Origin of the sequence: Synechococcus sp. WH 8109 (assembly GCF_000161795.2) — a bacterium.
GTDB lineage: Bacteria > Cyanobacteriota > Cyanobacteriia > PCC-6307 > Cyanobiaceae > Parasynechococcus.
Genome location: NZ_CP006882.1, coordinates 612,079 through 634,992, shown reverse-complemented (window position 1 = coordinate 634,992; position 22,914 = coordinate 612,079). Strand labels below are relative to the sequence as shown.

The 22,914-nt window shown below is 60.5% G+C and carries 28 protein-coding genes and 1 pseudogene; 12 read left to right on the top strand and 17 right to left on the bottom strand.

Annotated features, from left to right (window positions below; all coding sequences use genetic code 11):
- Positions 1 to 41 precede the first annotated feature (41 nt).
- The gene (locus Syncc8109_RS03395) at positions 42 to 485 is read left to right on the top strand and encodes a hypothetical protein (protein ID WP_025362164.1); all 444 of its coding nucleotides are present in this window, start codon (positions 42 to 44) and stop codon (positions 483 to 485) included.
- A complete protein-coding gene (locus Syncc8109_RS03390) occupies positions 485 to 883 on the top strand; it encodes a hypothetical protein (RefSeq protein WP_006850327.1) in 399 nt (132 codons plus the stop codon). The genes Syncc8109_RS03395 and Syncc8109_RS03390 overlap by 1 nt, the downstream gene beginning before the upstream one ends.
- 276 nt (positions 884 to 1,159) lie before the next feature.
- Here Syncc8109_RS03390 and Syncc8109_RS03385 read toward each other — a convergent pair whose 3' ends face one another.
- The 5 genes from Syncc8109_RS03385 to pdeM all read right to left on the bottom strand — a co-directional run bounded on the left by Syncc8109_RS03385 (position 1,160) and on the right by pdeM (position 4,362).
- On the bottom strand, positions 1,160 to 1,489 hold the full coding sequence (locus Syncc8109_RS03385; RefSeq protein WP_232202450.1) for a hypothetical protein: 330 nt from the start codon (positions 1,487 to 1,489) through the stop codon (positions 1,160 to 1,162).
- A complete protein-coding gene (locus Syncc8109_RS03380; protein WP_006851796.1) occupies positions 1,459 to 1,656 on the bottom strand; it encodes a hypothetical protein in 198 nt (65 codons plus the stop codon). Before Syncc8109_RS03380 ends, Syncc8109_RS03385 begins: the two co-directional genes overlap by 31 nt.
- Positions 1,657 to 1,684: 28 nt before the next feature.
- Positions 1,685 to 2,254 (bottom strand): 4'-phosphopantetheinyl transferase superfamily protein, encoded by a 570-nt coding sequence (locus tag Syncc8109_RS03375; RefSeq protein ID WP_025362162.1) that lies wholly within the window; start codon positions 2,252 to 2,254, stop codon positions 1,685 to 1,687.
- Positions 2,255 to 2,257: 3 nt separating this feature from the next.
- Complete coding sequence (locus Syncc8109_RS03370; RefSeq protein WP_369792021.1) at positions 2,258 to 3,610, bottom strand: hypothetical protein; 1,353 nt, start codon at positions 3,608 to 3,610, stop codon at positions 2,258 to 2,260.
- Positions 3,611 to 3,687: 77 nt separating this feature from the next.
- The gene (gene pdeM, locus Syncc8109_RS03365; protein WP_006849926.1) at positions 3,688 to 4,362 is read right to left on the bottom strand and encodes a ligase-associated DNA damage response endonuclease PdeM; all 675 of its coding nucleotides are present in this window, start codon (positions 4,360 to 4,362) and stop codon (positions 3,688 to 3,690) included.
- A gap of 89 nt (positions 4,363 to 4,451) precedes the next feature.
- Here pdeM and Syncc8109_RS12150 point away from each other — a divergent pair, with 89 nt between their 5' ends.
- Together Syncc8109_RS12150 and Syncc8109_RS03355 are read left to right on the top strand one after the other, a co-directional pair.
- Complete coding sequence (locus Syncc8109_RS12150) at positions 4,452 to 4,628, top strand: hypothetical protein (protein WP_006851525.1); 177 nt, start codon at positions 4,452 to 4,454, stop codon at positions 4,626 to 4,628.
- A gap of 86 nt (positions 4,629 to 4,714) precedes the next feature.
- On the top strand, positions 4,715 to 5,788 hold the full coding sequence (locus tag Syncc8109_RS03355; RefSeq protein WP_006849766.1) for a transporter substrate-binding domain-containing protein: 1,074 nt from the start codon (positions 4,715 to 4,717) through the stop codon (positions 5,786 to 5,788).
- A gap of 19 nt (positions 5,789 to 5,807) precedes the next feature.
- Here the strand turns inward: Syncc8109_RS03355 and Syncc8109_RS03350 are convergent, their stop codons facing one another.
- Complete coding sequence (locus Syncc8109_RS03350) at positions 5,808 to 6,044, bottom strand: CopG family transcriptional regulator (protein WP_006851866.1); 237 nt, start codon at positions 6,042 to 6,044, stop codon at positions 5,808 to 5,810.
- 85 nt (positions 6,045 to 6,129) lie between these two features.
- On the opposite strand from Syncc8109_RS03350, the gene Syncc8109_RS03345 reads away from it, so the two are divergent.
- Both Syncc8109_RS03345 and Syncc8109_RS03340 read left to right on the top strand, forming a co-directional pair.
- Positions 6,130 to 6,738 (top strand): PCC domain-containing protein, encoded by a 609-nt coding sequence (locus Syncc8109_RS03345; protein ID WP_006851484.1) that lies wholly within the window; start codon positions 6,130 to 6,132, stop codon positions 6,736 to 6,738.
- Positions 6,716 to 6,955: a DUF6737 family protein gene (locus Syncc8109_RS03340; protein ID WP_025362160.1), complete on the top strand. Its 240-nt coding sequence runs from the start codon at positions 6,716 to 6,718 to the stop codon at positions 6,953 to 6,955. The genes Syncc8109_RS03345 and Syncc8109_RS03340 overlap by 23 nt, the downstream gene beginning before the upstream one ends.
- 37 nt (positions 6,956 to 6,992) lie before the next feature.
- Here Syncc8109_RS03340 and Syncc8109_RS03335 read toward each other — a convergent pair whose 3' ends face one another.
- Genes Syncc8109_RS03335 through Syncc8109_RS03315 form a run of 5 tightly spaced genes read right to left on the bottom strand, consistent with a single transcriptional unit; the run spans position 6,993 to position 12,171 of the window.
- Complete coding sequence (locus Syncc8109_RS03335; RefSeq protein WP_006851553.1) at positions 6,993 to 7,376, bottom strand: cyclic nucleotide-binding domain-containing protein; 384 nt, start codon at positions 7,374 to 7,376, stop codon at positions 6,993 to 6,995.
- 14 nt (positions 7,377 to 7,390) lie between these two features.
- The gene (locus Syncc8109_RS03330; RefSeq protein WP_006851003.1) at positions 7,391 to 8,563 is read right to left on the bottom strand and encodes a transaldolase; all 1,173 of its coding nucleotides are present in this window, start codon (positions 8,561 to 8,563) and stop codon (positions 7,391 to 7,393) included.
- A 48-nt stretch (positions 8,564 to 8,611) separates the two neighbouring features.
- Complete coding sequence (locus Syncc8109_RS03325) at positions 8,612 to 10,417, bottom strand: penicillin-binding protein 2 (protein ID WP_025362159.1); 1,806 nt, start codon at positions 10,415 to 10,417, stop codon at positions 8,612 to 8,614.
- Entirely contained in the window at positions 10,417 to 10,854 is a 438-nt protein-coding gene (locus Syncc8109_RS03320; protein WP_025362158.1) for a hypothetical protein, read from the bottom strand. Before Syncc8109_RS03320 ends, Syncc8109_RS03325 begins: the two co-directional genes overlap by 1 nt.
- A gap of 54 nt (positions 10,855 to 10,908) precedes the next feature.
- Positions 10,909 to 12,171: a CPBP family intramembrane glutamic endopeptidase gene (locus Syncc8109_RS03315; RefSeq protein ID WP_025362157.1), complete on the bottom strand. Its 1,263-nt coding sequence runs from the start codon at positions 12,169 to 12,171 to the stop codon at positions 10,909 to 10,911.
- Positions 12,172 to 12,247: 76 nt separating this feature from the next.
- Here Syncc8109_RS03315 and Syncc8109_RS03310 point away from each other — a divergent pair, with 76 nt between their 5' ends.
- Both Syncc8109_RS03310 and Syncc8109_RS03305 read left to right on the top strand, forming a co-directional pair.
- On the top strand, positions 12,248 to 13,576 hold the full coding sequence (locus Syncc8109_RS03310; protein WP_006850540.1) for a histidine phosphatase family protein: 1,329 nt from the start codon (positions 12,248 to 12,250) through the stop codon (positions 13,574 to 13,576).
- Positions 13,577 to 13,580: 4 nt separating this feature from the next.
- The gene (locus Syncc8109_RS03305; RefSeq protein ID WP_006851669.1) at positions 13,581 to 14,846 is read left to right on the top strand and encodes a hypothetical protein; all 1,266 of its coding nucleotides are present in this window, start codon (positions 13,581 to 13,583) and stop codon (positions 14,844 to 14,846) included.
- On the opposite strand, the gene lepB is transcribed toward Syncc8109_RS03305, so the two are convergent.
- Complete coding sequence (gene lepB, locus Syncc8109_RS03300) at positions 14,836 to 15,501, bottom strand: signal peptidase I (protein ID WP_006850623.1); 666 nt, start codon at positions 15,499 to 15,501, stop codon at positions 14,836 to 14,838. The two genes, Syncc8109_RS03305 and lepB, sit on opposite strands and share 11 nt — an antisense overlap.
- A 78-nt stretch (positions 15,502 to 15,579) precedes the next feature.
- Here lepB and Syncc8109_RS03295 point away from each other — a divergent pair, with 78 nt between their 5' ends.
- A complete protein-coding gene (locus Syncc8109_RS03295; RefSeq protein WP_006850319.1) occupies positions 15,580 to 17,085 on the top strand; it encodes a hypothetical protein in 1,506 nt (501 codons plus the stop codon).
- Here Syncc8109_RS03295 and Syncc8109_RS03290 read toward each other — a convergent pair.
- From Syncc8109_RS03290 to Syncc8109_RS03275, 5 genes and pseudogenes are all read right to left on the bottom strand, one after another.
- Entirely contained in the window at positions 17,048 to 17,410 is a 363-nt protein-coding gene (locus Syncc8109_RS03290) for an arsenate reductase family protein (protein WP_006849583.1), read from the bottom strand. The genes Syncc8109_RS03295 and Syncc8109_RS03290 overlap by 38 nt on opposite strands.
- Before the next feature lie 3 nt (positions 17,411 to 17,413).
- On the bottom strand, positions 17,414 to 17,773 hold the full coding sequence (locus tag Syncc8109_RS03285; RefSeq protein WP_025362156.1) for a 2Fe-2S iron-sulfur cluster-binding protein: 360 nt from the start codon (positions 17,771 to 17,773) through the stop codon (positions 17,414 to 17,416).
- A gap of 69 nt (positions 17,774 to 17,842) precedes the next feature.
- Positions 17,843 to 18,350: pseudogene (locus tag Syncc8109_RS03280) on the bottom strand (inorganic diphosphatase).
- Positions 18,292 to 18,552: a hypothetical protein gene (locus Syncc8109_RS12145; protein WP_006850414.1), complete on the bottom strand. Its 261-nt coding sequence runs from the start codon at positions 18,550 to 18,552 to the stop codon at positions 18,292 to 18,294. Before Syncc8109_RS12145 ends, Syncc8109_RS03280 begins: the two are co-directional and overlap by 59 nt.
- 87 nt (positions 18,553 to 18,639) lie before the next feature.
- Positions 18,640 to 19,101 carry a hypothetical protein gene (locus Syncc8109_RS03275; protein WP_025362155.1) on the bottom strand — a complete coding sequence of 154 codons (462 nt, stop codon included), beginning with the start codon at positions 19,099 to 19,101 and terminating at the stop codon, positions 18,640 to 18,642.
- A gap of 147 nt (positions 19,102 to 19,248) precedes the next feature.
- On the opposite strand from Syncc8109_RS03275, the gene Syncc8109_RS03270 reads away from it, so the two are divergent.
- The 3 genes from Syncc8109_RS03270 to Syncc8109_RS03260 all read left to right on the top strand — a co-directional run bounded on the left by Syncc8109_RS03270 (position 19,249) and on the right by Syncc8109_RS03260 (position 22,886).
- Positions 19,249 to 21,030, top strand: a complete 1,782-nt coding sequence (locus Syncc8109_RS03270; protein ID WP_025362154.1) for a proline--tRNA ligase — start codon at positions 19,249 to 19,251, stop codon at positions 21,028 to 21,030.
- A 24-nt stretch (positions 21,031 to 21,054) separates the two neighbouring features.
- Entirely contained in the window at positions 21,055 to 21,480 is a 426-nt protein-coding gene (psb27, locus tag Syncc8109_RS03265; protein ID WP_025362153.1) for a photosystem II protein Psb27, read from the top strand.
- Positions 21,481 to 21,566: 86 nt separating this feature from the next.
- Positions 21,567 to 22,886, top strand: coding sequence for an adenylosuccinate synthase (locus Syncc8109_RS03260; RefSeq protein ID WP_006852022.1), 1,320 nt, complete (start codon positions 21,567 to 21,569; stop codon positions 22,884 to 22,886).
- The last annotated feature ends 28 nt before the right edge of the window (positions 22,887 to 22,914 follow it).

Genomic DNA, 22,914 nt, shown 5'->3' with positions numbered 1-22,914 from the left:
GCAGAAACCCCTTCTTAGGCTTGGCGAGGGAGAGCTAGCCAATGGACAACACCAGAGAGCCGGTTAGTCATCTCAGATCGATCATCGGGATCGGCCTCTTGCTCATTGGCCTCGTTGTCTTTGGAGTGGTCCAACAAAAGGCCTCAAGCCATCAAACGGAACTCACCCAAAGCTTCAAGGCATGCATTGAAAGCGCACCCTTCAAACAGTCTCTAAGGGTGCCGAGGCCAGAGACTGTGCTCACTGACGAGCAACTTCAAAACCACTTTGACGCCTTTGATCAGATGCTCAAAGAGACAGGTTTACCGCCAATCTGGAATGGCAAAACCTTGGTGCCCTGGAAGGAGTACCACAAAAACTCGATTAAATTTGCAAGGCAATGCCATGGCCAGCTGAGGATCGATGAGCCTCAACGACAACTGAAGGGCACCTACGCCAAACCCGTCTGGGATCCCAACTCTCCCATCTGGCGGAAGGCTGATTGATGAGCACGCGTCGGTTCAAAGGGCTCTACCTGCAAGCCACCGGTGATCCCTACTGCTTTTCATTTGTAACCTATACACCACAAACTATAGAACAAATGCTGGCTTGTGGAGACCTAAATGCAAGCGAAGAATATTTCAATCCAGTGATTTTTGATTTTCTGTTGTTCGCATCAGAAGCTGCTCTTGGAGCACCAGCCGGCGACTCATTCCCCATCACCTACGACGACGTCTTGATCATCACATCACGACAAAGAGGATCAGGCATTCAGCACGAATACCTGATCAGGCTCTCAGTCCACGACTGGAATAATGCAAAGCAGCTTGCGGCTGATCAACTCCAAGACGTGTTATCGAGTGAGCGATGGAATGGAGCTCGGCTGACGGATTTGCGCGATTGAAACAGCATCAAACCGCCGACAGACAGCCGAGTCCTTTAGCTTGCCGGCTTCAACAGTCCTTCCCATGATCCCAGAGCCCCACGAGCCCTTTGATATCAATCGAAAGGACGACTCGATCTTCCTGTTGGGTTCAATGTTCACTGTGTTCTTCCTCTTCCTTCTTTAAAAGAGAAAGGTCCGATCCTCAGAATCAACCTCTAAGCATCTGTTCAAGACGAACAGGTGCTTTTTCGCTATTAATTTGATATCAAAGAACCGTTGGTTAGCAGTTAAACCTCAGCGGCGCGGGAGGCTGACTTGATACATCGTGTCTTCAGCAGGTTTCCACTGCACAAGATGAAGCCGGTCGATCTTGTTATTGTCCAAACAATCCCAGATTGTAGTTCCAGACAGTGTTGCCATCGACCACACATCGCCCTGACTCATCATCTGCTTGCGATTGCGATCTTTCCATTCCGTCCAGTTGATTTTTGGGTATGAGCCAACCTGCTCACTCAGAATCACTACCGTGAATTCCACCGAACGCGAACCAAAACCGGCCGAAACTCTAAGTTGTTGAACCGCAATTGCCTGTTTCAGGCCACGGGTTTGCGCCAGATCCGCCACACCAGCCAGCCCGTCACCCCGAGCCAGAGGAACGCCACAGCCGAAAGGATCGGAACGGCGATCAGATAGCTCCACACCCCCAGGGCCACCCAGGCGAGCAGAGACGTGATCAACGACTTCTGAAAGTTGTTGGCCTTGGCGAGACGTTGCTGAAAAAGAGATCTCACGCTGTTGCTCGATGCTCCGTCCCTTCCTCTAGCCACGGATGCCCTCAGCGACCGCAACGCTGAAGCCCTCCTGGGTCCAGAGGTAGAGGGAATAACGCGAACCATGCAGCCATGCCGCGGCCCCGTCTGGAGCAATGGTCACGTTCGCCAGTCCGCCGCCCAGCCCTAAACCCGCTGCCTTCAATACAGCCTCCTTCGCCGTCCAGGCCTGAATCAGCGTCCAATGCTCCAGGCAGTCCGTCGCTTCAGCGGCTGAAGCAAACATGCGCCGCTTCAGTAGTTCAGACGCCAAGCGCAACGGCCGGTCCAGCACTTCCACATCAATGCCAATCGGATCTGGCCCCACCACTCCGATACTGAGGGATCCGGTATTGGAAATGCTGTGGTGCAGCGGGGAATTGCGCAGCTGCGGCTTGCCGTAGATCGTGCGGCCGATGTCATCAGCAGTAACCATCTGGCCTGCATCGGCGAACATCCGGCAGGTGAGACTGTCGCTCAAGGCCCGCTGGTCAGCACGCGTCGGGGGTTGAGTGATATGGGCCACCAACACCCGACGTTGCGTGCTGGGGATCGACCACCAGGACCAAACGGCGTCCAAAGCTCAACCCTGAATAGGCGGCACGGGCACCGGCTGCAGAGGCGGCAGAGCTGGCGGTGGCATCACCGATGAGGCTGGCTCATCCAGCAGAACCTCGGCGGGGTTGAGCATCGGCTCATCGAGCACAATCGGCGGCGGCAGATCGGGGGGCAACGGCACAAACGGCTGCGGCTCTGTCCAGCTGTCATCGGAATCGAGTTCAGCTGGCTCCGGCTCCCGGATCACAGCCGATGGCTCGCGCAACACCAAAGGATCCGCCGTGATCGGGGGTTCCCTCAGGGGTGCACGGTCCAGATCGACGCTGCGGTCGTCGGCATCCGCGGGCAAACCCGGCTTGGTGAGGTTGTTGGAGGGCCCCCAGATCATCCGGGCCAGGGGTTCCACGCCCTGTTCCATTACCCGGTTCAAGCCCACCAGAGCGCGATCGGCGAGCTGATTGCTTAAAGAGGACACACATTCGAGCGGGCCATCGCAACCCTTATCCAGCACCAGCTTGGGCGTCAGCGCGGCGATCAAATTGCCCTGCAGGGGGATCTGGCGGGGGCTCAACCGCAACAGATAAGGCACATGCACAAAGCTGGTGGCACCGCCGCTGATCCAGTTGGCGTCTTCTTCAGTGAAGCCCTTCACCCCAGGGATAATCAAACGACTCTTCGAGGCATGGTCGGGCATGTAGGCCGCCAGATAGCCCCGGCGACGGGCGAGGTCTTTGGTCTGCTCGAGGGTCAGGCCATCTCGGCTCATCAGCACCTCCATCTGGCCGTCCTGACGCAGGCCCATCACCATGCGGATCCGCGGCAGGTAGTAGCGGATGCGCTGGCCCATGCTGATGCTGTAGGCCCCCTTGTAGCTCTCCGGCGGAGCCTCGATGTCGTTGTAGAGGCTGTGCAGGCCGCCGATGAAGGTGTCGTAGGCGCGGCTGCGCTCATCAGTCAGCTCCCCGTAGCCGAAATCAATGCTGCCGTTGTGGCGGATGCCTACGAAGGCCCGTTGGCGTGAAGCCGAGCGATTACGACCGCGCCAGACCTGCTTGCCGAATTTGAGATCCCCCAGGGGGACCGTGATCTCGCGGCCATCGTCGTCCACATGGCGCTCGTACATCGGGCCGGACACGTAGGCCAGGGCAGAGCTGTCCTGGTAGGCGTCCTGTTCTCGATCCCAACCCTCCAGCAGCCCGAAACGCACCCGCCGTGGATCGAGCTCCAACGCGTACACCTCATCGTCGGGGATGTAGCGGAACGGCTTGGCATCCCGGCCGCGGAGCTGGGGCGAAAGAACAGCTTGATCATGCAGCTCGGAGCGCTCAGGAGCCACAGGCGCCAAGGCGACCAAGCCGCCGAACACCACAAACGGCATAGCCAGCAAGAGCCAGCGCTTGCGCAGACGGATCCTGCGCTTGGGTCGGGGCCTGGGTCGCGGCACAGCAGGCTGAGTCACGCGACCTTTCGCTCTCGGTTGTTGGGGTTTGTATCGAACCAAGGAACGATGGAGCCTTCGGCCACCAGCCATTGCTGGTAACGCTCGCCGCAGTCATGGCCTCCCGTCAACTGCCCGAACGAAGGAATAACCAGACGCGGCCCCTCCGGATCAAAGGCGAAGCAGGGCAAACGCAACTGATCGGAACGGCTGCGAATCCGGGTGGTGGGGTGCAGGTGACCGCACACGTTCAACAACCCCGGCTCCGGCACCCGTTCGGGCATGTGGCTCAACCAGAGATTGCCCAGACGTTGAGAAGGCTGCTGGGGCAAGCCTTCAATCCAGCTGTCCTGGTCGTGGTTGCCACCGATCAGCACCACCGGGCAACCACAGAGATCGGGCAGCGCCAGCAGGGTTTCGCGCAGGGGAGCGGTGATGCCGATCCGGGCATGCACGAGATCACCCATCAAAAACAAGCGCTGAGGTGACCAGGCATGGCAGAGCTCCAGCAGCGGATTCAGGGTTCCTTGATCCCCATCGCTGGGAATGGGGATGCCATGGGCCTGGAACACCTCGGCCTTGCCGAGATGCAGATCGGCAACAAACAACTCCCGCCCCTCAAGCCGCCACAGCGCTCGCTGGGGCAGGAACGTGAGTGGGCTGTCGCCCCAGGACCACTCCAAAACGGTCATGAACGGTGCAGATCGCAGATCTGTAGCGCTGGCTGCATTGGATGGCTGACGTCGTGCCGCAAGCTTCAGGGGGCCCCAGAAGACTCATTGTGGCGCGGAGCAATGGCCTCCACCAGGTCGCTAGTTCAACCCTGCACACGCTCGAACAACGCCTGAGCGTGCTGGAAGACGAAGGCCGTTTCGAATGTGCCTACGCCCTGAGAATGGAAGTGGCCGACTGGCTGCTCGGGGTGAGGGATGCCAACCTGGACGCACCGCTGACCTGACCCTCCATGACCATTGCCCTGCTTATAGCGCTGGCGGGTTCCCTGGCGGCAATGGCCGTGATCGTGCGTCGTCTGGAACACCGCTGATGCAAAGGGTCCAGCGCTGGTCCGTCGTCCTCGCGCTCGCCTGCTTCGGCAGCACACTGCCCCTGCAGGCCAATCAACTGAAGGTGGGGATCAGTGGATCGGCCCCCTTCGTGATCAAGAACGGCGATCAGCTCAGCGGCATCAGCCTCAACATTTGGCGCCGCGTCGCCGAAGACAACAATCTCAGCTACGAACTGGTTGAGCAGCCATCCCCCAAAGCCGGGATTGAGGCGGTGGATGACGGTGAGATCGACGTGCTGGTGGGCCCGATCAGCATCACCTCACGCCGGCTGGCCATCCCGGGCATTGACTTCACCCAGCCCTACTACCTGGGCAAATCTGGGGTGTTGCTGCCGATGCGCCCACCGTCAATCCTAAGCCGCGTTCAGGTGTTCTTCGGCTGGGCGGTGATCTCCTCGGTGCTTGTGCTGATCAGCGTTCTGCTGGTGGTGGGCAGCCTGATCTGGCTGGCGGAACGCAACCGCAACAGTGAGCAGTTTCCGCAGAACTGGCTACCGGGCATCAGCAGCGGCATGTGGTTCGCCCTGGTGACCTTGACCACGGTGGGCTACGGCGACAAGGCTCCGATCACACGAACCGGCCGGGGCATCACCGGTGCCTGGATGGTGATCTCCCTGATCGCAGTGTCGTCCCTCACAGCCAGCCTGGCCTCGGCGTTCACTCTGTTCCTCTCCGGTGCAACAGAAACGGCCATCAGCGCTCCTGAGCAACTGAACGGACGTCGAGTTGCTGTGGTGGAGGGCACCAGTGGCATGGAGCTGGCCCAACGCGGCGACATGCGGATCGTTAGCGCCACTAACCTCAGGAGCGCAGTTCAACTGTTGGTTAATCAGCAGGTCGATGCCTTGATCTTTGATCGACCGGCCATTCGCTACCACCTCAAAAACAATCCCGACCTCGCCCTGCGCCTCGCCTCCTTCACCCTGTCGGAAGAGACCTACGGCTTTGTGATCAAACCGGACAGCCCAATGCGCACGCCCATGGACGTCTCCATCCTCAAATTGCAACGGCAGGGAAAGGTGGCAGCCATTGCCAACCGGCTACTGAATTGAAACTGAAGCCTCAACCCACTCAGCCCAGAGGGCGATGGCGGCGCAGGGCCTCCTCCAACAGATAGGCGGCCAGATTGCCGCAACTGCGCCCTTCAGTGAGGGCATGACGCTTGAGGTCATCCATCACGCCGCGGGGCAGGGTGACGTTGATGCGCTCGGAACCAGCCGCATCCGCCACCGCAGCCGTGCTGGGAGCCGCGGCCTGGCCTTCAATCCGCTGCTGCAACTCTTGAACCAGATCCTGGAGGAGAGACACGATTTCGTGAGAATATGCTTACGTTGAATAAACGATATCGTGCTAAACAAGATTGCGTAATGTTGGACACACTTTTTGAGGCGCCATGCAACCTCTGCCGCTGAAGCTTGCTCCCGGCAGCGATCTACGCCTCAGCCTCGAAGAACTGGCTCAGCGGGACGGCATCAGCGGCTTTGTTCTCGGCGTTGTCGGCAACCTGACCAAGGCGTCGTTCCAGTGCCCCGGCCAGGCGGAGCCAACCGTGCTGGAGGGCGATCTTGAGGTGATCACCCTCAATGGAACCTTTTCCCCTGAGGGCGTGCACCTGCACCTGAGCCTCTCGGATGGGGCCTGTCAGGTGTGGGGAGGCCACCTTGAGCCCGGCACGATCGTGCAGAAGGGCGTCGATCTCCTGGTTGGCGTGCTGGAGCAACGCGAAGGCCGCCCCGCGCGTCAGACCGCAGCAGCAGCACCAAGGATCGAGATCGCCGTGCTGCCGGGATGCCCCTGGTGCAGCCGCGCCCTGCGCATCCTGAGAACCCTGGATCTGCCCCACAACGTCACCACCGTCAACGACGACGCAGCCTTCCAGGCTGTGCAGCAGCGCAGTGAGATGACCACCTTCCCCCAGGTGTTCATCGACGGATCAGTGATTGGTGGCTACGACGATCTCGCCGCCATGCACGCAGCTGGTGAACTCGACGCCCTCCGCTAAACCGCCGGAGCAGCCACCGTTCTGGTCGCTGAAACCCTGGTGGTGCCAGCCCTGGTCCATCATCTGCACGGGAGTGCTGATGGTCAGCGGGTCCTGGACGCTGCTGCACCGGCTCTGGATCAGCCTTCCCCTGGCCATAGGCGTACTGGCCTGGTGGCTGATGTTTCTGGTGCTCGTGCCCGCCGTCTACCGGTCGGCAGCGGAGCCGAATCCATGACGTCCTCGCCCTTTCGCTGGATCGCACCGCCCGTCGATCATCCTTCGGCCAACTTGATGTCCCGCAAACGGGCATCAATCGATGCGAGGAGTTGCACTGCGAACATCGGCGTCTCCTGAACCGCAAACAGGAACTTGTCGCGGTTCATGGCAATCAAACGGCAATCACTGGTGGCCATGGCGGTGCTCAATCGCTGATGGTCCTCCATCACCAAGGCCCCCGCGCCGAACACATGACCCACAGGGATGTCCTCATGTCCCTCATGGCCTGCTGAGTCGATCCAGGTGAGCCGCACCGATCCCTCCAGCAGGCCATACATGCAGGTGCCGGTTTCGCCCGTACGAAACAGCAAGTCACCCTGGTTGAGGTGAATCACTTCGGCCTTGCTGGCCAAAGCACGCATGGTGTCGAGCGCATGCATGGAACCAGCTCAACTCAGACAGAGGTCAGAGTCAGAGCTGCGCCAAAGCCTTGGCGCACGTCCTCCTGAGAGATCAGACCGTCGTGGTCCTGATCGAGGGCATCAAAGATGGCATCACTGCCGAGCCATTCATCACGGGTGATCGAGCCATCGCCGTTCATGTCGTTGAGCATGAAGATCTCAGAAACGGCGTGGCGGAAGGCGGATCCACCCTCCAGTTCAGCCAAACGATGGGCCAGTTGATGCTCCAGCGTTTCAATGGCCTTGCTGAAGCCCTTAATACCCTCAGTGAGTTTGTCGCTGGCCATCCGATCGTCCTGCATCTGTGCATCAAAGGTGGCGCGATCGACGTGGATCTTGGCTTCGCCATCGGTGGGATGGGTGGCATCCAATTTCTGGGTCAGCACAGCTTCAGTCTCACGGAGCTGATCCAACAACTTCGGTGAAATCGTGAGCAGATCGCAACCGGCCAACTCCGTGATCTCATCGATGTTGCGGAAGCTCGCCCCCATCACCTCCGTGCCGTAGCCGTGGGTCTTGTAGTAGTTGAAGATCTTGGTCACCGAAATCACACCCGGGTCCTGAGGTCCGGGGTAAGAGTCGCGACCGGTTTCAGCCTTGTACCAATCCAGGATGCGCCCCACGAAAGGGGAGATCAGAGTGACGCCGGCTTCAGCACAGGCAACGGCCTGACCGAAACCAAACAGGAGGGTGAGGTTGCAGTGAATCCCCTCTTTCTCCAGCACCTCGGCGGCTTTGATGCCTTCCCAGGTGGAGGCAATTTTGATCAGAACGCGATCGTTGCTGATGCCGGCATCGTTGTACAGACGAATCAGCTTGCGCCCTTTTTCAATCGTGGCGTCGGTGTCAAAACTCAAACGAGCATCCACCTCCGTTGACACACGACGGGGAACAATCTTGAGAATCTCCTTACCGAAGATCACACTGATCTCATCGAGAGCTTCCCGCACCACGTCTTCCACCGCTGCGTCGCTGCCCATCAACTTGCGCGATGACCGCAAAGCCTCATCAATCAGGCTCTGGTAGGCCGGAATCTGTGCAGCAGCCAGGATCAACGACGGGTTGGTGGTCGCATCCCGAGGGGTGAACTTGCGGATCGCCTCCAGATCACCCGTGTCGGCGACGACCACGGTCATTTGTGAAAGCTGATCGAGCAAGCTGGCCATGATGTAAGACGGCTCAATACTCGTAACGTAGCCGCGCTTTTTGATGCGTCAGCTGTTCAAAAGCTTGTTCAATTCAGCAGGTTTTGAAGGGGCGATACGCTCCACAACCAACAAGGCATCAATGATCTGCTTGGCGACAGGAACGGCCACGGTGGAGCCATAGGCGTGTTCACCCTGGGGCTCATCCACCACCACAAAAACCACATAACGGGGATCCTCAATCGGCAAGGTCGCTATAAAGCTGCAGATCTTTGCTCCTGGGAGATAGGTCCCATTCAGGGCCTTCTGCGCCGTCCCTGTTTTGCCACCAATTCGGTAGCCGGGTGTTTTCACCCCCTTGCCACTGCCCTGATCCACCACAGATTCCATCCACTGGAGCACCGTGCGCGTGACCTCCGGGTTCAGCAACTGCTGACCACTGGGTGCCGCCGCCGGAGCCAAGGCATCACCCGAGCGAAAGCCACGGGTGATGTGGGGACTGATCAACTTGCCACCGTTGGCCAGCATTCCGTGCAGCTGCACCAGCTTGAGCGGTGTGAGCGAAAACCCCTGACCAAAGGCCGTCGTCGCCGGCTCGATCGGCTGACTGGTGAACTGCTTCTTGCTCTTGAGCTGACCAGCCACCGCTCCAGGGAGGTCGGTGTCAGGACGCTGATTGATGCCAAGACGCTCCATCCAGTTCCAGTAGGCGTCGTCGTCAAGACGGCGCATGGCCTGGACCATGCCGACGTTGCTTGACACCTGCAGAACGGTGGCGAAATCCACCAAACCATGGGCTTTTTTGTCGTGGTTATTGATCGGCCAACCACCGACCATCAGCTTGCCCACATCATTGACCCGATCCGTGGCCTGAATGGCGCCGTCCTGGAGGGCCAGAGCCAGGTTGATCGGCTTGAACGTCGAGCCTGGTTCATAGAGATCCTGAACGGACCATTCACGAAAGCGCCCCGTGGGGAAGTCCCAGTAGCGGTTGGGGTCATAGGTAGGTGTTGATGCCAGCACCAACAACTCACCGTTAGTGGCATCCATCACGATTGCGGCGCCCTTCTGGGCTTTCCACTTGGCAACCTGCTCAGCAAGAGCTTTGAGTGCCACCTGCTGGAGCCTGGAATCCAACGTCAGCTGCAGGCGCAAATCATCGCCATAGAAGGCTCCCGGGGCGAGGTTGGCAGGCAATGGCGTGCCATCAGCACCCCGGCGGAGGTATCGGGTTTGCTCATGGCGAGCCAGGTCCCCATCCCGGCTCTGCTCAAGACCCGCTTGAGGTTGTCGCTCCGCATTGAGAAAGCCCACCACATTGGCGAACAACGACGCCTGGGGGTACACCCGCTGGGGATAGGCCTCCAGATCCAGGCCGCTGATTCCAAGTGCCCGGATGCGATCGGCCGTTTCCGGATCCAGCTCCTCAGCCAATTTGATTCCCGAGGCCTGGGTTCCCATGGCCTTCAGCAGAGCAGGCGCAGGACGAGCCAAGGGATCTGCTAACACCGCCGCCACATCGTCGGCAGGGCGGACGAGGTTGGGGGAATCTCCCGGCATGTTGAAGTACCGGGGATGAGCCCAGAGCCGGAAACGCTTTTCATCCATCGCGACCAAACGGCCGGTGCGATCGACGATCGGACGGCGTTGCCCCAAGGGTTGGGTGCGCTGAGTTTGCAGCTGACGGGCACGCTGCTCCAAGTCGGGGGCTTGCACCAACTGCAGCCATGCCATGCGACCCACCAGCCCCAGCAAGCCTGCCGCCAGGATCCAGAAAGTGATCCAGAGCCGCTTGGGGGGAACCTGGATCAGGGGAACGACCCGCGTGCGGGAGCGGCGCGAACGGATGGGTCGATGCCCTGACACCCGCGTCATCAGTACCCCGCGCGGATGGGCTGATTCCCCAGGGCCTGGAGCGATGCCACGGGAGACGAGGCGGAGGCTTGCAACGAGCCCAAATCAGGGCGATCAAGATGCACCAGATTGGCCACCTGCGTTGGCACCAGGCGGTTGGGCTGCTGAGAACGCAGCAACAGATGCTGTTCCATCACTGCGGTTGATTCCGTCAACCGGTGCGCCTGGGTGCGAGTTGCCTCCAGCAGGCGGAAGGCCACAGTCCAGCGATGCTGCCAGTGCAGCGTGAGACCAGCAAGAACGGCAACCGCCGCAATCAATCCCAGCAGCGTGCCATCCATCAGGCGATGGAGCCCCCCAAGGAGAGGAGAGCGTCGTGCAATGCGTCCGGAGGACAGTGACCCTTGAATCAGCTCGAAAGCCGTGGTCGATGCACGCTGTTCCGGAGCGGCAACCACCGGTATCACAGGCGAATAAGCCAGTGAACCATCTGCAGAAAGGCGGGGCAAGGTTCAGAGCAGCAGCAGGTTCAGGAACGTCACGGCGTTCCAGAGCCCATGCATCAGTACCGAGGGCCACAGGCGTCCGCTGCGCAGCCGCACCAAACCAAGCCCAATTCCCAACATCGTGAGCGGCGCCAACTCGCCAACACTGATGTGGGCCATGGCAAACAACAGGCCACTGAGCAGGACCCCCGGGATGGGACCGAGTCGGGTCGCCAACACCGGCAGCAAGGCACCGCGGAAAATCGTCTCCTCGAACAGCGGGGCCAGCACAACCGCAGTGAGCGCAAGCAAGGCCAGGGCAAGCGGATCACGGCTGCCGAGCACCAACTCCAACAGCGGGTTGCTGCCCCCGGGATCACCGACCAGGCGCACGAGCAACCACCCCGTAAGCATCACCACCGGCGTCACCATCAACCAGCCCGCCAGTGCATCCCGCAGAGCTGAAAGCAGCGGACGCAATCGCCACTGCATCCACCCCCCCAGCGGTGCCCTCTCCCTGGGCAACGAACGGAGTTGCCGCCACAGGATCAGCAGGCTCGGCAGGGCCATCACGCCGTAGTTGATCACCACACTCACGGCTTCACGACGAGGACTGCCCAGCCCAGCCGTCAGTGCACCCACCAACGGAAACGCCACCAGCGGAACGCCAACGGCACTGATCACCACAAAGCCACCGGCCACCAGCAGGGCCATATCAACAAGGGTCAGCTCCGGCCCCTGAACATCGGGCGAGGCCATCAGCCGACCGCGCAGCAGACGCCAGGCCTGACCGAGCAGCAACAGTCCACCGAGCAGGGCCGTCACCAGTGGCAGCACCGTGCTGAGGACCAAACGGAACGCCGCTTGCCCTGCGGCTGCAGCATCGATGCAGAGCGTCGGATCAGAGGCGCCCGCTTCGCAATACAGCTGCTGGAGCAATGGGTCGTCGTCAAGGCGTTCGAGCTCCGCTAATGCGGAACCTTGGCCCTGCAACAACAGGAACATTTGTTGCTGACGCTCATTGCGCTCCTCTGGGCTGATTCCCTCCAGGGCCTTTAGCAGCGCATCCCGCGGCGACTCCCCCAGGAGAGCGTCCCGCAACGGGGGCGGCACCGCTGGTTCAGCAAGAAGCGTCAGATCCTGCTGCTGAAGGCTCAGGGCCGGTGCCACCGAAGGTCGCGAGAGGCTGTCCATCAAGCCCGACAACCAGATAAAACCGGCCAAAGCGAGGGACAAGGCCGCTAGAAGTCCCTTCCAGCGCGGGGAAACCGGGTGAGGGGAACTGGGCACCAGCGGGCTTCAACTGCCCACGATTGTCCCCCCGAACGGCCGCTTCCATACGATGGCCGCGCCCTGACGCTGAACCGTGCCCCTTCGTCTACTTCTGGTCCGCCACGGTCTCAGCAGTTTCAACAAGGAACGGCGGATCCAGGGCCGCGATGATCTCTCGAACCTCAGCGAGGAGGGGCATGAGCAGGCCCGGGCCCTGGGCCGCTCGCTTCAGGACGTGCGCATCCAAGCCATCTACAGCTCTCCTTTACAGCGGGCGGCCGCGACGACGGCGAGCCTGCTGGAGACCCAAGGCGGCCAGACCCCAGATCCCGACTTTGATGACGGACTACTGGAAGTGGATCTTGAGCCCTGGTCCGGCCAGACCATCGACGAGCTGATGCAAGGCTCAACGGAGGCCTACAAGATCTGGAAGCAGCGGCCCATGGAGCTGGAGCTCCAGCGTCGTGATGGTTCGAGCTACAAGCCACTGCCTGAGCTGATGGAACAGGCGCGGGGCTTCATCAGCAAGCTGTTGGAGCGCCATCCCGCCAACGGCAACGACACGGTGCTGGTGGTGGCCCACAACGCCATCCTGCGCTGCCTGATGCTGGTGTTGCTAGGGGAACCCAACCAAGGCTTCCGGCGTCTCCGCGTAGACAACACCTCCCTTTCGGTCTTCAACATCCGGCCAGGAGACAACGGCCCCCAGGTGCAGATCGAATGCCTGAACAGCACCACCCACCTGCAACCGCTGCCGGAGAAGAGCAAAAACGCCAGACTGATTTTGGTGCGACACGGCGAAACCGACTGGAACAAAGCCGGGCGCTTCCAAGGGCAAATCGATATCCCGCTGAATGAGAACGGTCGCCGTCAAGCCGTGGCTGCCCGCGATTTCCTCAAAGACATCTCCATTAATCGGGCCTGGAGCAGCACGCTGTCGCGTCCAACCGAAACGGCCCAAATCATTCTGGAGGCGCATCCCGATGTGCCCCTGACCCAGATCGACGGACTGGTGGAGATCGGACACGGAGTCTGGGAAGGCAAGCTCGAATCCGAAATCAGAGAGGACTGGTCGGAGCTGCTGGACACCTGGAAACGGGCTCCGGAAACCGTGCAGATGCCCGAGGGGGAAACCATCCAGGACGTGTGGGCCCGTTCCGTCCGGAGCTGGGGGGAGATCGCTGACGAGCTGAAGCCTGAGGAAACGGTGCTGGTGGTGGCCCACGACGCCGTCAACAAAACGATCCTCTGCGATCTGTTGGGGCTGACCCCGGCCGACATCTGGGCCGTCAAACAAGGCAACGGTGGTGTCACGGTGGTCGACATCGCCGCCGATCCAGGCCAGCCTGCAGTGGTGACCTGCCTCAACCTCACCTCCCATTTCGGAAGCGTGATTGACCGCACGGCAGCAGGCGCTCTCTGACGTCATGAACGACACCTTGCTGCTGGATCCGGTGCGCGTCCTGCGTGGCCCCGGACATTCAATACAGCTCGGTGCAGTCCTGATCAACCAGGGGGTGCTCGTCGGCTTTGACGACGAGGCCCGGCAGCAGGCCCTCGGCCTGGGCATCAAGGCCAGCCCAGCACCGGATCAACTGGTCGCCCCCTGCCTGGTGGATCCCCATTCCATCCTTGAGACCCCCTTCAGCGGGGATCAAGAAACAGCTGTGAGCCTGCGCCACTGTGCCGCCGCAGGGGGCTATGGCCAGATTGGTCTGCTTCCCCGCAGCAGCAGCTGGCGCGATTGTCCGGAGCGGCTTCAGGGATTCAGCCTCGATCAGGATCAGATGGCATCGGTTCGTCTGCACCTTTGGGCAGGCTTCAGCCGCGGCGGCAAGGCGGATGAACTCGCCCCCCACGGCGATCTTCTCGAACACGGTGCCATCGGACTGGCGGATGATGACGCCATGGTTCCAACCCCGTTGCTGGAACGGGGACTGCTGCTCGGAGAGATGGGGGGATGCCCAGTGCTCGTGGCACCCCGGGATCCCGCGCTGCAGGGGGAGGGGCTGGTGCGGGAAGGCGTGGAGACGCTGCGGGCCGGGTGGCCAGCGGATCCGATCACCAGCGAGACCGTTCCCCTCAGCCAGTTGCTGCTGCTGCATCAACGCCATCCGGAACGACAGCTGCGGCTGATGAACCTCTCCACAGCAGCAGCGGTGCAGCAGATTTCAGGCTGCGAATTCCCGCCCCTGAGCAGCGTGAGCTGGTGGCATCTTCTGACCGACCGCAGCATGCTGGCCAGCAGCGATCCGGGCTCGCGCGTATGCCCCTCCCTCGGTGGCCCAGATGATCGCGAGCAGTTGATCCAGGCCGTTCAGCAGCGAACGATCACCGCCGTGGCTGTGCATGCTGTTCCTCTGGATGCGGAGGACATGCTGTTGCCGGGTGACCAGCGCCCCGCAGGCCTCAGCGGCCACCATGTGGTGCTTGCTGCGCTGTGGAATGCCATGGTGCGGCCGGGCCGCTGGACCGCGGAAGATCTTTGGCAGGCCCTCAGCTTTGGGCCGTCGGCCCTGATCGACCAGCCCCCTGAACAGCTTGAGCAGGGCAGCCGGCGCTGGTTGCTGTTCGATCCCGATCAACGCTGGACCATCAGCAGCAACACCCCCGGCGCACCGCGTGCCGCCAACATTCCCTGGCTGGGCCGTGAGCTTCATGGACGCGTTGTGGCCTGTGGCCTCAGTTGCTGAGCGAACCGATGCGCGAAGGGGGCCAGAAGCGGAAGACGGCACGGCCAATGATCTGACCGTCTGGCAAAAACGGGCCGCCTGGCCAACGACGGGCGTCCTGGCTGTTGCGGCGGTTGTCGCCCAGGACAACAACGTTGCCTTCGGGGACCACGGCATAGAGGCCCTTGCAGCCAATCATTCCGTCGCGATCAGAGCAGAAGTTGGTGACGTAAGGCTCGTTAAAGGCCGTGCCGTTGATGCTCACGGCACCACGGCTGTTCACCTCCACGACATCACCAGGGACACCCACCACCCGTTTGATCCAGGCCTCACATTCGGGATAACGCTGCAACAGCACACGATCCACAACCCAGCTGATGCCCGGGAAGGTGACGAAGCCGCACTTCAGTGGATTGGGTTGCCCCCCCTCCAATTTCCAGATGGGATCAAAGGCACTGGGGGAATTAAACACAACGATCTCTCCCCGCTGAGGAGGTCGGGAGCGGTAGGACAGCTTCTCGACGATCAACTTGTCGCCCACCTGAAGACCCGGCAGCATTGATCCCGAAGGGATGTAGCGGGCTTCAAAAGCGAACTGCCGAAGCAGGAGATAAAGCGAAACCGTGAACAGAAAAGGGGCCCAGAACTCCCAGATCGCGCTAACTCTGCCCTTCACATCGGAAGGTTCTCTCTCCGAGTTCAATGTGGGCAGGCTCAATCTTTCGACCCACGATAGGGGGAGCCTGCAGGCCCCATGATCCGTCCACGCTGGCAAGCCCTCAAGCCCCAACACGGCCTGTTCAGCTGGCGCCGGTGGGACCAGGCCATTGCTGTTATCGCCGCAGTCAATCTCACCTGGGTCGCCATCGACCTCACCTACATCCCCCTGCGCAACTTCTGGCTGCAACGCAATCTTTATCCGGTGCCATCGCTTCCCCTGGTGGTTCCCCTGCCCTGGCTGCCGGACATCACCCCATGGCTGGATCCCCTCAAAGGCATCGAACCCCATCGCGACACCGAGACTTACCTCAAGGCCTACACCGCCCTGGATCGGGCCCTGCAGCAAAACGGCTCGCGCACGGCTGAAAGCACCGATCTACTGCAGCACCAGGTGGTACTCACCACAGCGCTGATGGACAGCAACCCGTTCATCAGTTCAGGCCAAACCGGCGCGCTTGAAAAATTCAAGAACCGACTGCGCGCTCGCACCGGCCTGGAATCAGCCCGTGACTCCGCCAACCTTCTCCTGAGCCCCGAGCATCTGGAACGCTCCCCCTGGAGCCAGGAGCGTCAGTTCTGGAGCCAGCAGATCCTTCCGCTGGTGGAAAGCAACTACTGGCGAAGCATCGATGAAAACGGGCGCCCCAGCGATTTGAGCTGGCGCATCGACACGCCATTTCAACTGCTGTTTCTGCTCGACATTCTTCTGCGTGCCTGGCGCCTGAAACAGCGCTATCCGGCGATCTTCTGGCGCGATGCCCTGTTACGCCGCTGGATCGACCTGCCCCTGCTGCTGCCGTTTGCGCGCTGGCTCAGGGTGGTTCCGATCACAGAAAGGCTTTGCGGAGCCGGCCTACTGCAACTCGAACCGCTTCGTGCCGTGATCAGCCGCGGCGTGGTGGCCCTGTTGGCTGTGGAGCTGTTTGAAGTGATTGCCGTCAGGGTTGTCGATGCTCTGCAGCAACTGATCCGATCACCACAGCTGCCGGAGAGGGTTCGCGGACTCTGCAGCTACCAGAGCAGTGATCTGAACGATGAGCGGGAGGTGATCGAGCTGCTGCGGTTGTGGCTTCCCCTTCTGCTCACCCGCATTGGCCCGGCCATGCGACCGCAACTGCAAGCCGTCATCAGCCATCTGGTGCAGCAGAGCTTGGACCGGAACGTGGTGCCGGATGCCCTGCGGCGGCTTCCTGGACTGCAAAATGCCGAATCGGAATTCAGCCGCCAGCTGGCTGAAAGCATGGTGACTTCCGTGCTCGACCTGTCCAAGGGAGCCGGAAACCGCATCGGTCAGCGGGACTCTGTTCTGGAATCGCTTGGATCCGAGGCTTTGGATCGGCTCTGGGAGGAGCTGGCTCACACCCTGGAACAGGGGCCTGTCCTGAGCCGCAGCCAGGATCTGCTGGTTGCCCTCCTGGAAGAGATCAAACGCTCAAGCTTCCGTCAGATCCGCGACCAAGACGATGTGGACGCCCTGATCAGCGAATTAGATGGCTTGAACTTCAACCCTGGAATGCCGACTCCCAAAGATCAGGCTTGAAGCCGGTGAGGTAAGTGGAGGAATTTACCTCCACGAACGGACGTTTGATCAATTTCCCATCGGCGGCCAAGGCCTCGAGAGCCTCGTCATCCGTAAGAGCCTTCACTGCCTCCGCGCCCATGGCTCGATAGCTTTGGCCGCTGGTGTTAAACAACAGCTTCCTGTCACCGAGAGATTGGTGAGCGGCCACCAACATCTCCTTTGACGGTGGAGTCAAGGTGATGTCGTGCACTTTATGGGCAATACCTCGCTCATTGAGCCACGCCAAAGCCTTTCGACAGGTACCGCAGCGGTTGTAGCTGTATACCGCGAGAGTTCCGGCCAAGATTCAGCGGCCGAAAAGGGATTTGATCGCACCAACGAGGCTGTTGGAGCCGCGGCCCACGCCTTCAGCGGGACGGGTGCGAACGGTGACATCGCCATTCACGGTGGTGCGGCAGCTCAGGCGGAAGTTTGCAGGTCGGTCGGCAAGATAGACCTCTTCAACGTCGCTGCGGGGGGAAAGATTGGCCTGCCCTTCCAGCACCTCCATCACGCAGGTGCCGCATTGACCAACACCGCTGCAGTTGTTGAGGTTGTTGAGACTCTTGTAGGGATTGACGCCTGCGTCAAGTGCAGCCTTACGCAGATTTGCGCCCTCGATGCAACCAACCTGCTGGCCTTCCTGCTCGAATCGGATGGTGGGCACGGGTTCCGCAAATCTCAGTGCGCACCAACTTACAAGCATCCGGCCTGATCAAGGGGCGCTTTCCTGAGATCAATCGGCTGCATTGATGCAGGAATCAAGCAACGGCTGAACCGCATCGAGGTCGCGCCATCCATCAATCGATACGACGCTGCCCTGCAACGTGCGGTAAGTCCTGAAGAATTCCGCGACATCCTCCAGCTGGGATGCAGCGATCTGACGAATGCTGCGGATCTCGTCCTGACGGGGGTCTGCGTCTGGAACGCAAAGAATCTTCCCGTCGTAAACATCCCGGTCGTAGAGGTCCAACACGCCGATGGGGCGAGCCTTGATCAGGCAACCAGCGAACGTGGGTTCAGCCATGATCACCATGGCGTCGAGAGGAGATCCATCCTCCGCCAGCGTGTTGGGGATGAAGCCGTAATCGAACGGGTAACGTCCCGAGGAGTGCATCACCCGATCGAGAACCATCACGCCGACTTCGGCGGAGTACTCGTATTTATTTCTGCTTCTGCGGAATCTCAACGATGAGATTCACCAAACCTGGCGAAGGTGACGGGGGGAGCTGATGGAGATCCATGCCGATCCGAGGCGGTGGGGATCAGTCGCGGAGAAGGGAAGGTTCGGTCCGTGATCACAGCCACAAGGGGAGCGCTGAAGCTGACAACAGCAATCAGCAGTCCTTTGATGGCCGTCAACGAGGCGCGACGACTGAACGGCTCATCCGCCTCAGAAGACGCGATGGCGTCGTCGTGAGACGGGTGGAGAACATCTGAGGCCATAAAACGGGGAGTTCAAAAGGCTCCCTCTTTCGATCAAAACGTTGTTCAACCCATTCTGTCACTGCCAAAAGCAGGACGCACCAATCATTAAGCGGCTGGCCGCTCCTGCTCGAGACGTGCACTCAGATCAGAGGGTGATGCCCCACTCCCCTCAAGATGGGTTCGGATAAGTCGGAGCTCCTCAAGGATCGATCCCAGGATTTGCTGCGTCGCCGTTGAAGGAGAGTTCAGAACCTCAACAGTGACTTCTTTGATGCGGAGAACATCTTTGGCGAAACGCGCCACCTCATTGGGGTGGAACATCAGCGGATCTTTCTGATCGCTGCGGTACTCCGAATTCAGCTTGCGGGGGTTGAACGGAGGGTTGAGGTTGCGGGGGTCTGTGTTGGTGTAGCGATAAACCGAAGCGCGGGAGCGGTTCAGGGATTTCTGAACATCGTCGATTCCCACCAGGGCCTCAGCCTGGGCTGATGCATGGGCCGGATCTATCGAAAGTTCGGTCACTTGTTGAACGCTTGTCGCCACAGATTCAACAGACCGAGGAAACATGAGACGGGCCTAGGACAGTCTGGATTGAGTTGGACGGTAGCAGCCGAGACTCAGGGCGCACAGAGGAATTCCGGCAAAACAGACACTTCCGCGATCGGCATGCATCCGAAGCGGTGATAACTTCCGAATTCCGTTTTGTTGCGATTGATGCGCGTCTCCCGCCTGCTGCTGGTGACGCTTCGGGATATTCCCGCCGAAGCGGAGATCACTTCGCATCAGTTGCTTCTCAGAGCCGGGTATATCCGTCGTGTTGGATCGGGGATCTACGCCTACCTCCCCTTGATGTGGAGGGTGCTGCAAAAGATCACCGCCGTGGTCCGCGAGGAGATGAACCGCGCAGGCGCTCAGGAAACCCTGCTGCCGCAGCTGCACCCTGCTGAGCTCTGGCAGAAAAGCGGGCGTTGGCAGGGCTACACCGCTGGCGAGGGGATCATGTTCCACCTCGAAGACCGCCAGGGCAGAGAACTGGGGATTGGTCCAACCCATGAAGAGGTGATCACGAGCCTGGCGGGCGAGCTGCTGAGGTCATACCGGCAGCTCCCGGTGAACCTTTATCAGATCCAGACCAAATTTCGCGACGAGATCCGTCCCCGCTTTGGCCTGATGCGAGGCCGCGAATTCATCATGAAGGACGCGTACTCCTTCCATGCCAGCGAAGCGGATCTTCGCGAGACCTACGGCGCCATGGATCAGGCCTACCGCCGCATATTTGAACGTTGTGGCCTGGATGCCGTCCCTGTCGATGCCGATAGCGGAGCGATCGGCGGCGCCGCCTCCCAAGAGTTCATGGTGACAGCAGATGCCGGTGAAGACCTGATCCTGATCAGCGATGACGGCCAATACGCCGCCAACCAAGAGAAGGCTGTTTCGATCCCATCCGCCGCATCTCCTCTTCCCGACGGCCCGGAGGAATCGATTCCAACCCCTGGCTTGGGCAGCATCGAAAGCCTCTGCAACGCCAAAGGCTGGGATCCGAGCCAGGTAGTGAAGGTGCTGCTCTTCGTGGCGACCCTGGACGATGAGACCCTCCAACCGCTTTTGGTGAGCCTCCGTGGTGACCAGGAGCTCAATCCCACCAAGGTCGTGAACGCGGTCAGCCAAACCCTCAACAAGGGTGTTCTCGATTGCAGCCCGATCACACCACAGGACAACAACCGCCAGCAGATTGATCCGCTCCCCTTTGGATCGATCGGGCCCGACCTCTCCGATGACGTCCTGCAGGGAGCCAAGACCTGGGAGCCAACATTCCTGCGTCTGGCTGATGCAACCGCCAGCGAACTCGGCAGCTTCATCTGTGGCGCCAACAAGCCCGATCTGCACCGTTTCAATACCAGCTGGACCGCCATTGGGCAGAAGCCGACCAGGCTGGATCTGCGTAATGCACGGGCAGGCGACGTCTGCCAACACAACCCGAAATCACGACTGACGGAAAAAAGAGGCATCGAAGTCGGCCACATTTTTCAGCTGGGCCGGAAATATTCCCAGGCCATGGAGAGCCGTTTCACCAACGAGAACGGCAAGACCGAACCGTTCTGGATGGGTTGCTACGGAATCGGCGTTTCCAGGCTGGCGCAGGCGGCTGTCGAACAGCACCACGACGACAGCGGCATCTGCTGGCCGACCGCCATCGCCCCTTTTGAAGCCATCGTGGTTGTTGCCAACATTCAAGATGACATCCAGGCCCAGCTAGGGGAAGCGCTCTACGCGGAGCTTCAAGCTGCAGGCGTCGATGTGCTCCTCGACGACCGCAAGGAACGCGCCGGCGTCAAATTCAAAGACGCGGATCTGATCGGCATCCCTTGGCGGATCGTGGTGGGACGCGACGCCAGCGAGGGCACCGTTGAACTGGTGTGCCGCAGCAGCCGCGAGGTGCAAAAGCTTCCCCACGCTGAGGCTGTGACCTGCCTGATCAAGGCACTCCACCCCTAGAGTTGAATGACACTGAAGGGTTTCATGCTCTCCGCACTGACACGCCTGCTTCGCCCCCTCAGCCGGGCCGCCGTAGCCCTTGGACTCGGGTTATGCCTTCTCCTGACGGCCTGCAGTGGGGACGCTGAAGCTCGTCTGAGCGGTGACTACGTGGAAGACACCGTGGCGGTCTCCCGCACTCTGCTGACGGTGATCGACCTGCCTCAGGACGATCCCACCCACGCCGAAGTTGAAGCCGACGCCCGGGCCCTGATCAACGACTACATGTCCCGTTATCGGCCCCAGCCCCGTGTGAACGGACTCAGCTCCTTCACCACGATGCAGACCGCACTGAATTCGCTGGCTGGTCATTACGCCTCCTATGCCAATCGCCCCCTGCCGGAAGCGCTGCATGACCGCATCGCCAAGGAACTCAACAAGGCCGAGAAATCAGTGGTCCGGGGCAGCTGAGCCTCCCGAAATAGGCTCGGTTTTGACGAGGCCACCCGAGATCTGAGATACTCGCGGATTGTGCAGATCTGCGGCTTCGGGCCGCCGTGTTCTTGGCCAACGTTGTCGTCATCGGAGCGCAGTGGGGTGACGAGGGAAAGGGAAAGATCACCGATCTCCTAAGCCGCTCCGCCGATGTGGTGGTCCGCTATCAGGGTGGTGTGAATGCAGGCCACACGATTGTTGTTGACGATCGTGTGCTCAAGCTGCACCTGATTCCCTCTGGAATCCTCTATCCCGACACGATCTGTCTGATCGGATCCGGCACGGTGGTGGATCCCAAGGTGATGCTCGGTGAGCTGGACATGCTCATCGCCAACGATATTGATATTTCAGGGCTTCGCCTGGCATCAACTGCCCACGTGACGATGCCTTACCACCGCCTGCTCGACCAGGCCATGGAGAAGCAGCGGGGAGCACGACGGATCGGAACCACAGGCCGTGGAATCGGCCCCACCTACGCCGACAAGTCGCAGCGCAGTGGCATCCGTGTCATCGACCTGCTGGACGAACAGCGGCTGAGGGATCGCCTTGAAGGCCCACTTCAGGAGAAGAACGAACTTCTTCAAACCATTTACGGCGTTGCGCCCCTGAACGCCGAAGACGTCATCCAGGAGTATCTGAGATACGGCAAGCGCCTCGCCCCCCACGTGGTGGAGTGCACCCAGACGATTCATCAGGCAGCGCGAGATCGCAAGAACATCCTGTTCGAAGGTGCCCAGGGCACGCTGTTGGACCTGGACCACGGCACCTACCCCTACGTCACTTCCTCCAATCCCGTTTCCGGCGGGGCCTGCATCGGTGCAGGCGTCGGCCCAACCCTGATTGACCGCGTCATCGGCGTTGCCAAGGCCTACACCACCCGCGTGGGGGAAGGCCCCTTCCCCACTGAGCTGAGCGGAAGCCTGAATGACCAGCTCACGGAGCGGGGGGGTGAATTCGGTACCACCACTGGCCGCCAGAGGCGCTGTGGCTGGTTTGACGGCGTGATCGGTCGCTACGCCGTGCAGGTCAACGGCTTGGACTGTCTGGCCGTGACCAAGCTGGATGTGCTGGACGAACTGGACGAAATTCAGGTCTGCGTGGCCTATGAACTCAACGGCGAGCGAATCGAGCACTTCCCAAGCAGTGCCGATGACTTCGCCCAGTGCAAACCCATCTTCGAAACACTGCCTGGCTGGCAATGCTCCACCGAGGAATGCCGGAGCCTTAAGGATCTCCCCAAGCCAGCCATGGATTACCTGCGCTTCCTCGCCGATCTGATGGAAGTGCCGATCGCCATTGTCTCCCTGGGGGCCAGCCGTGATCAGACCATCGTTGTCGAAGATCCGATCCATGGCCCCAAGCGGGCCCTGTTGAGCGCCTGAGCCGCTGACGTTCATACTTCGGGGCTGC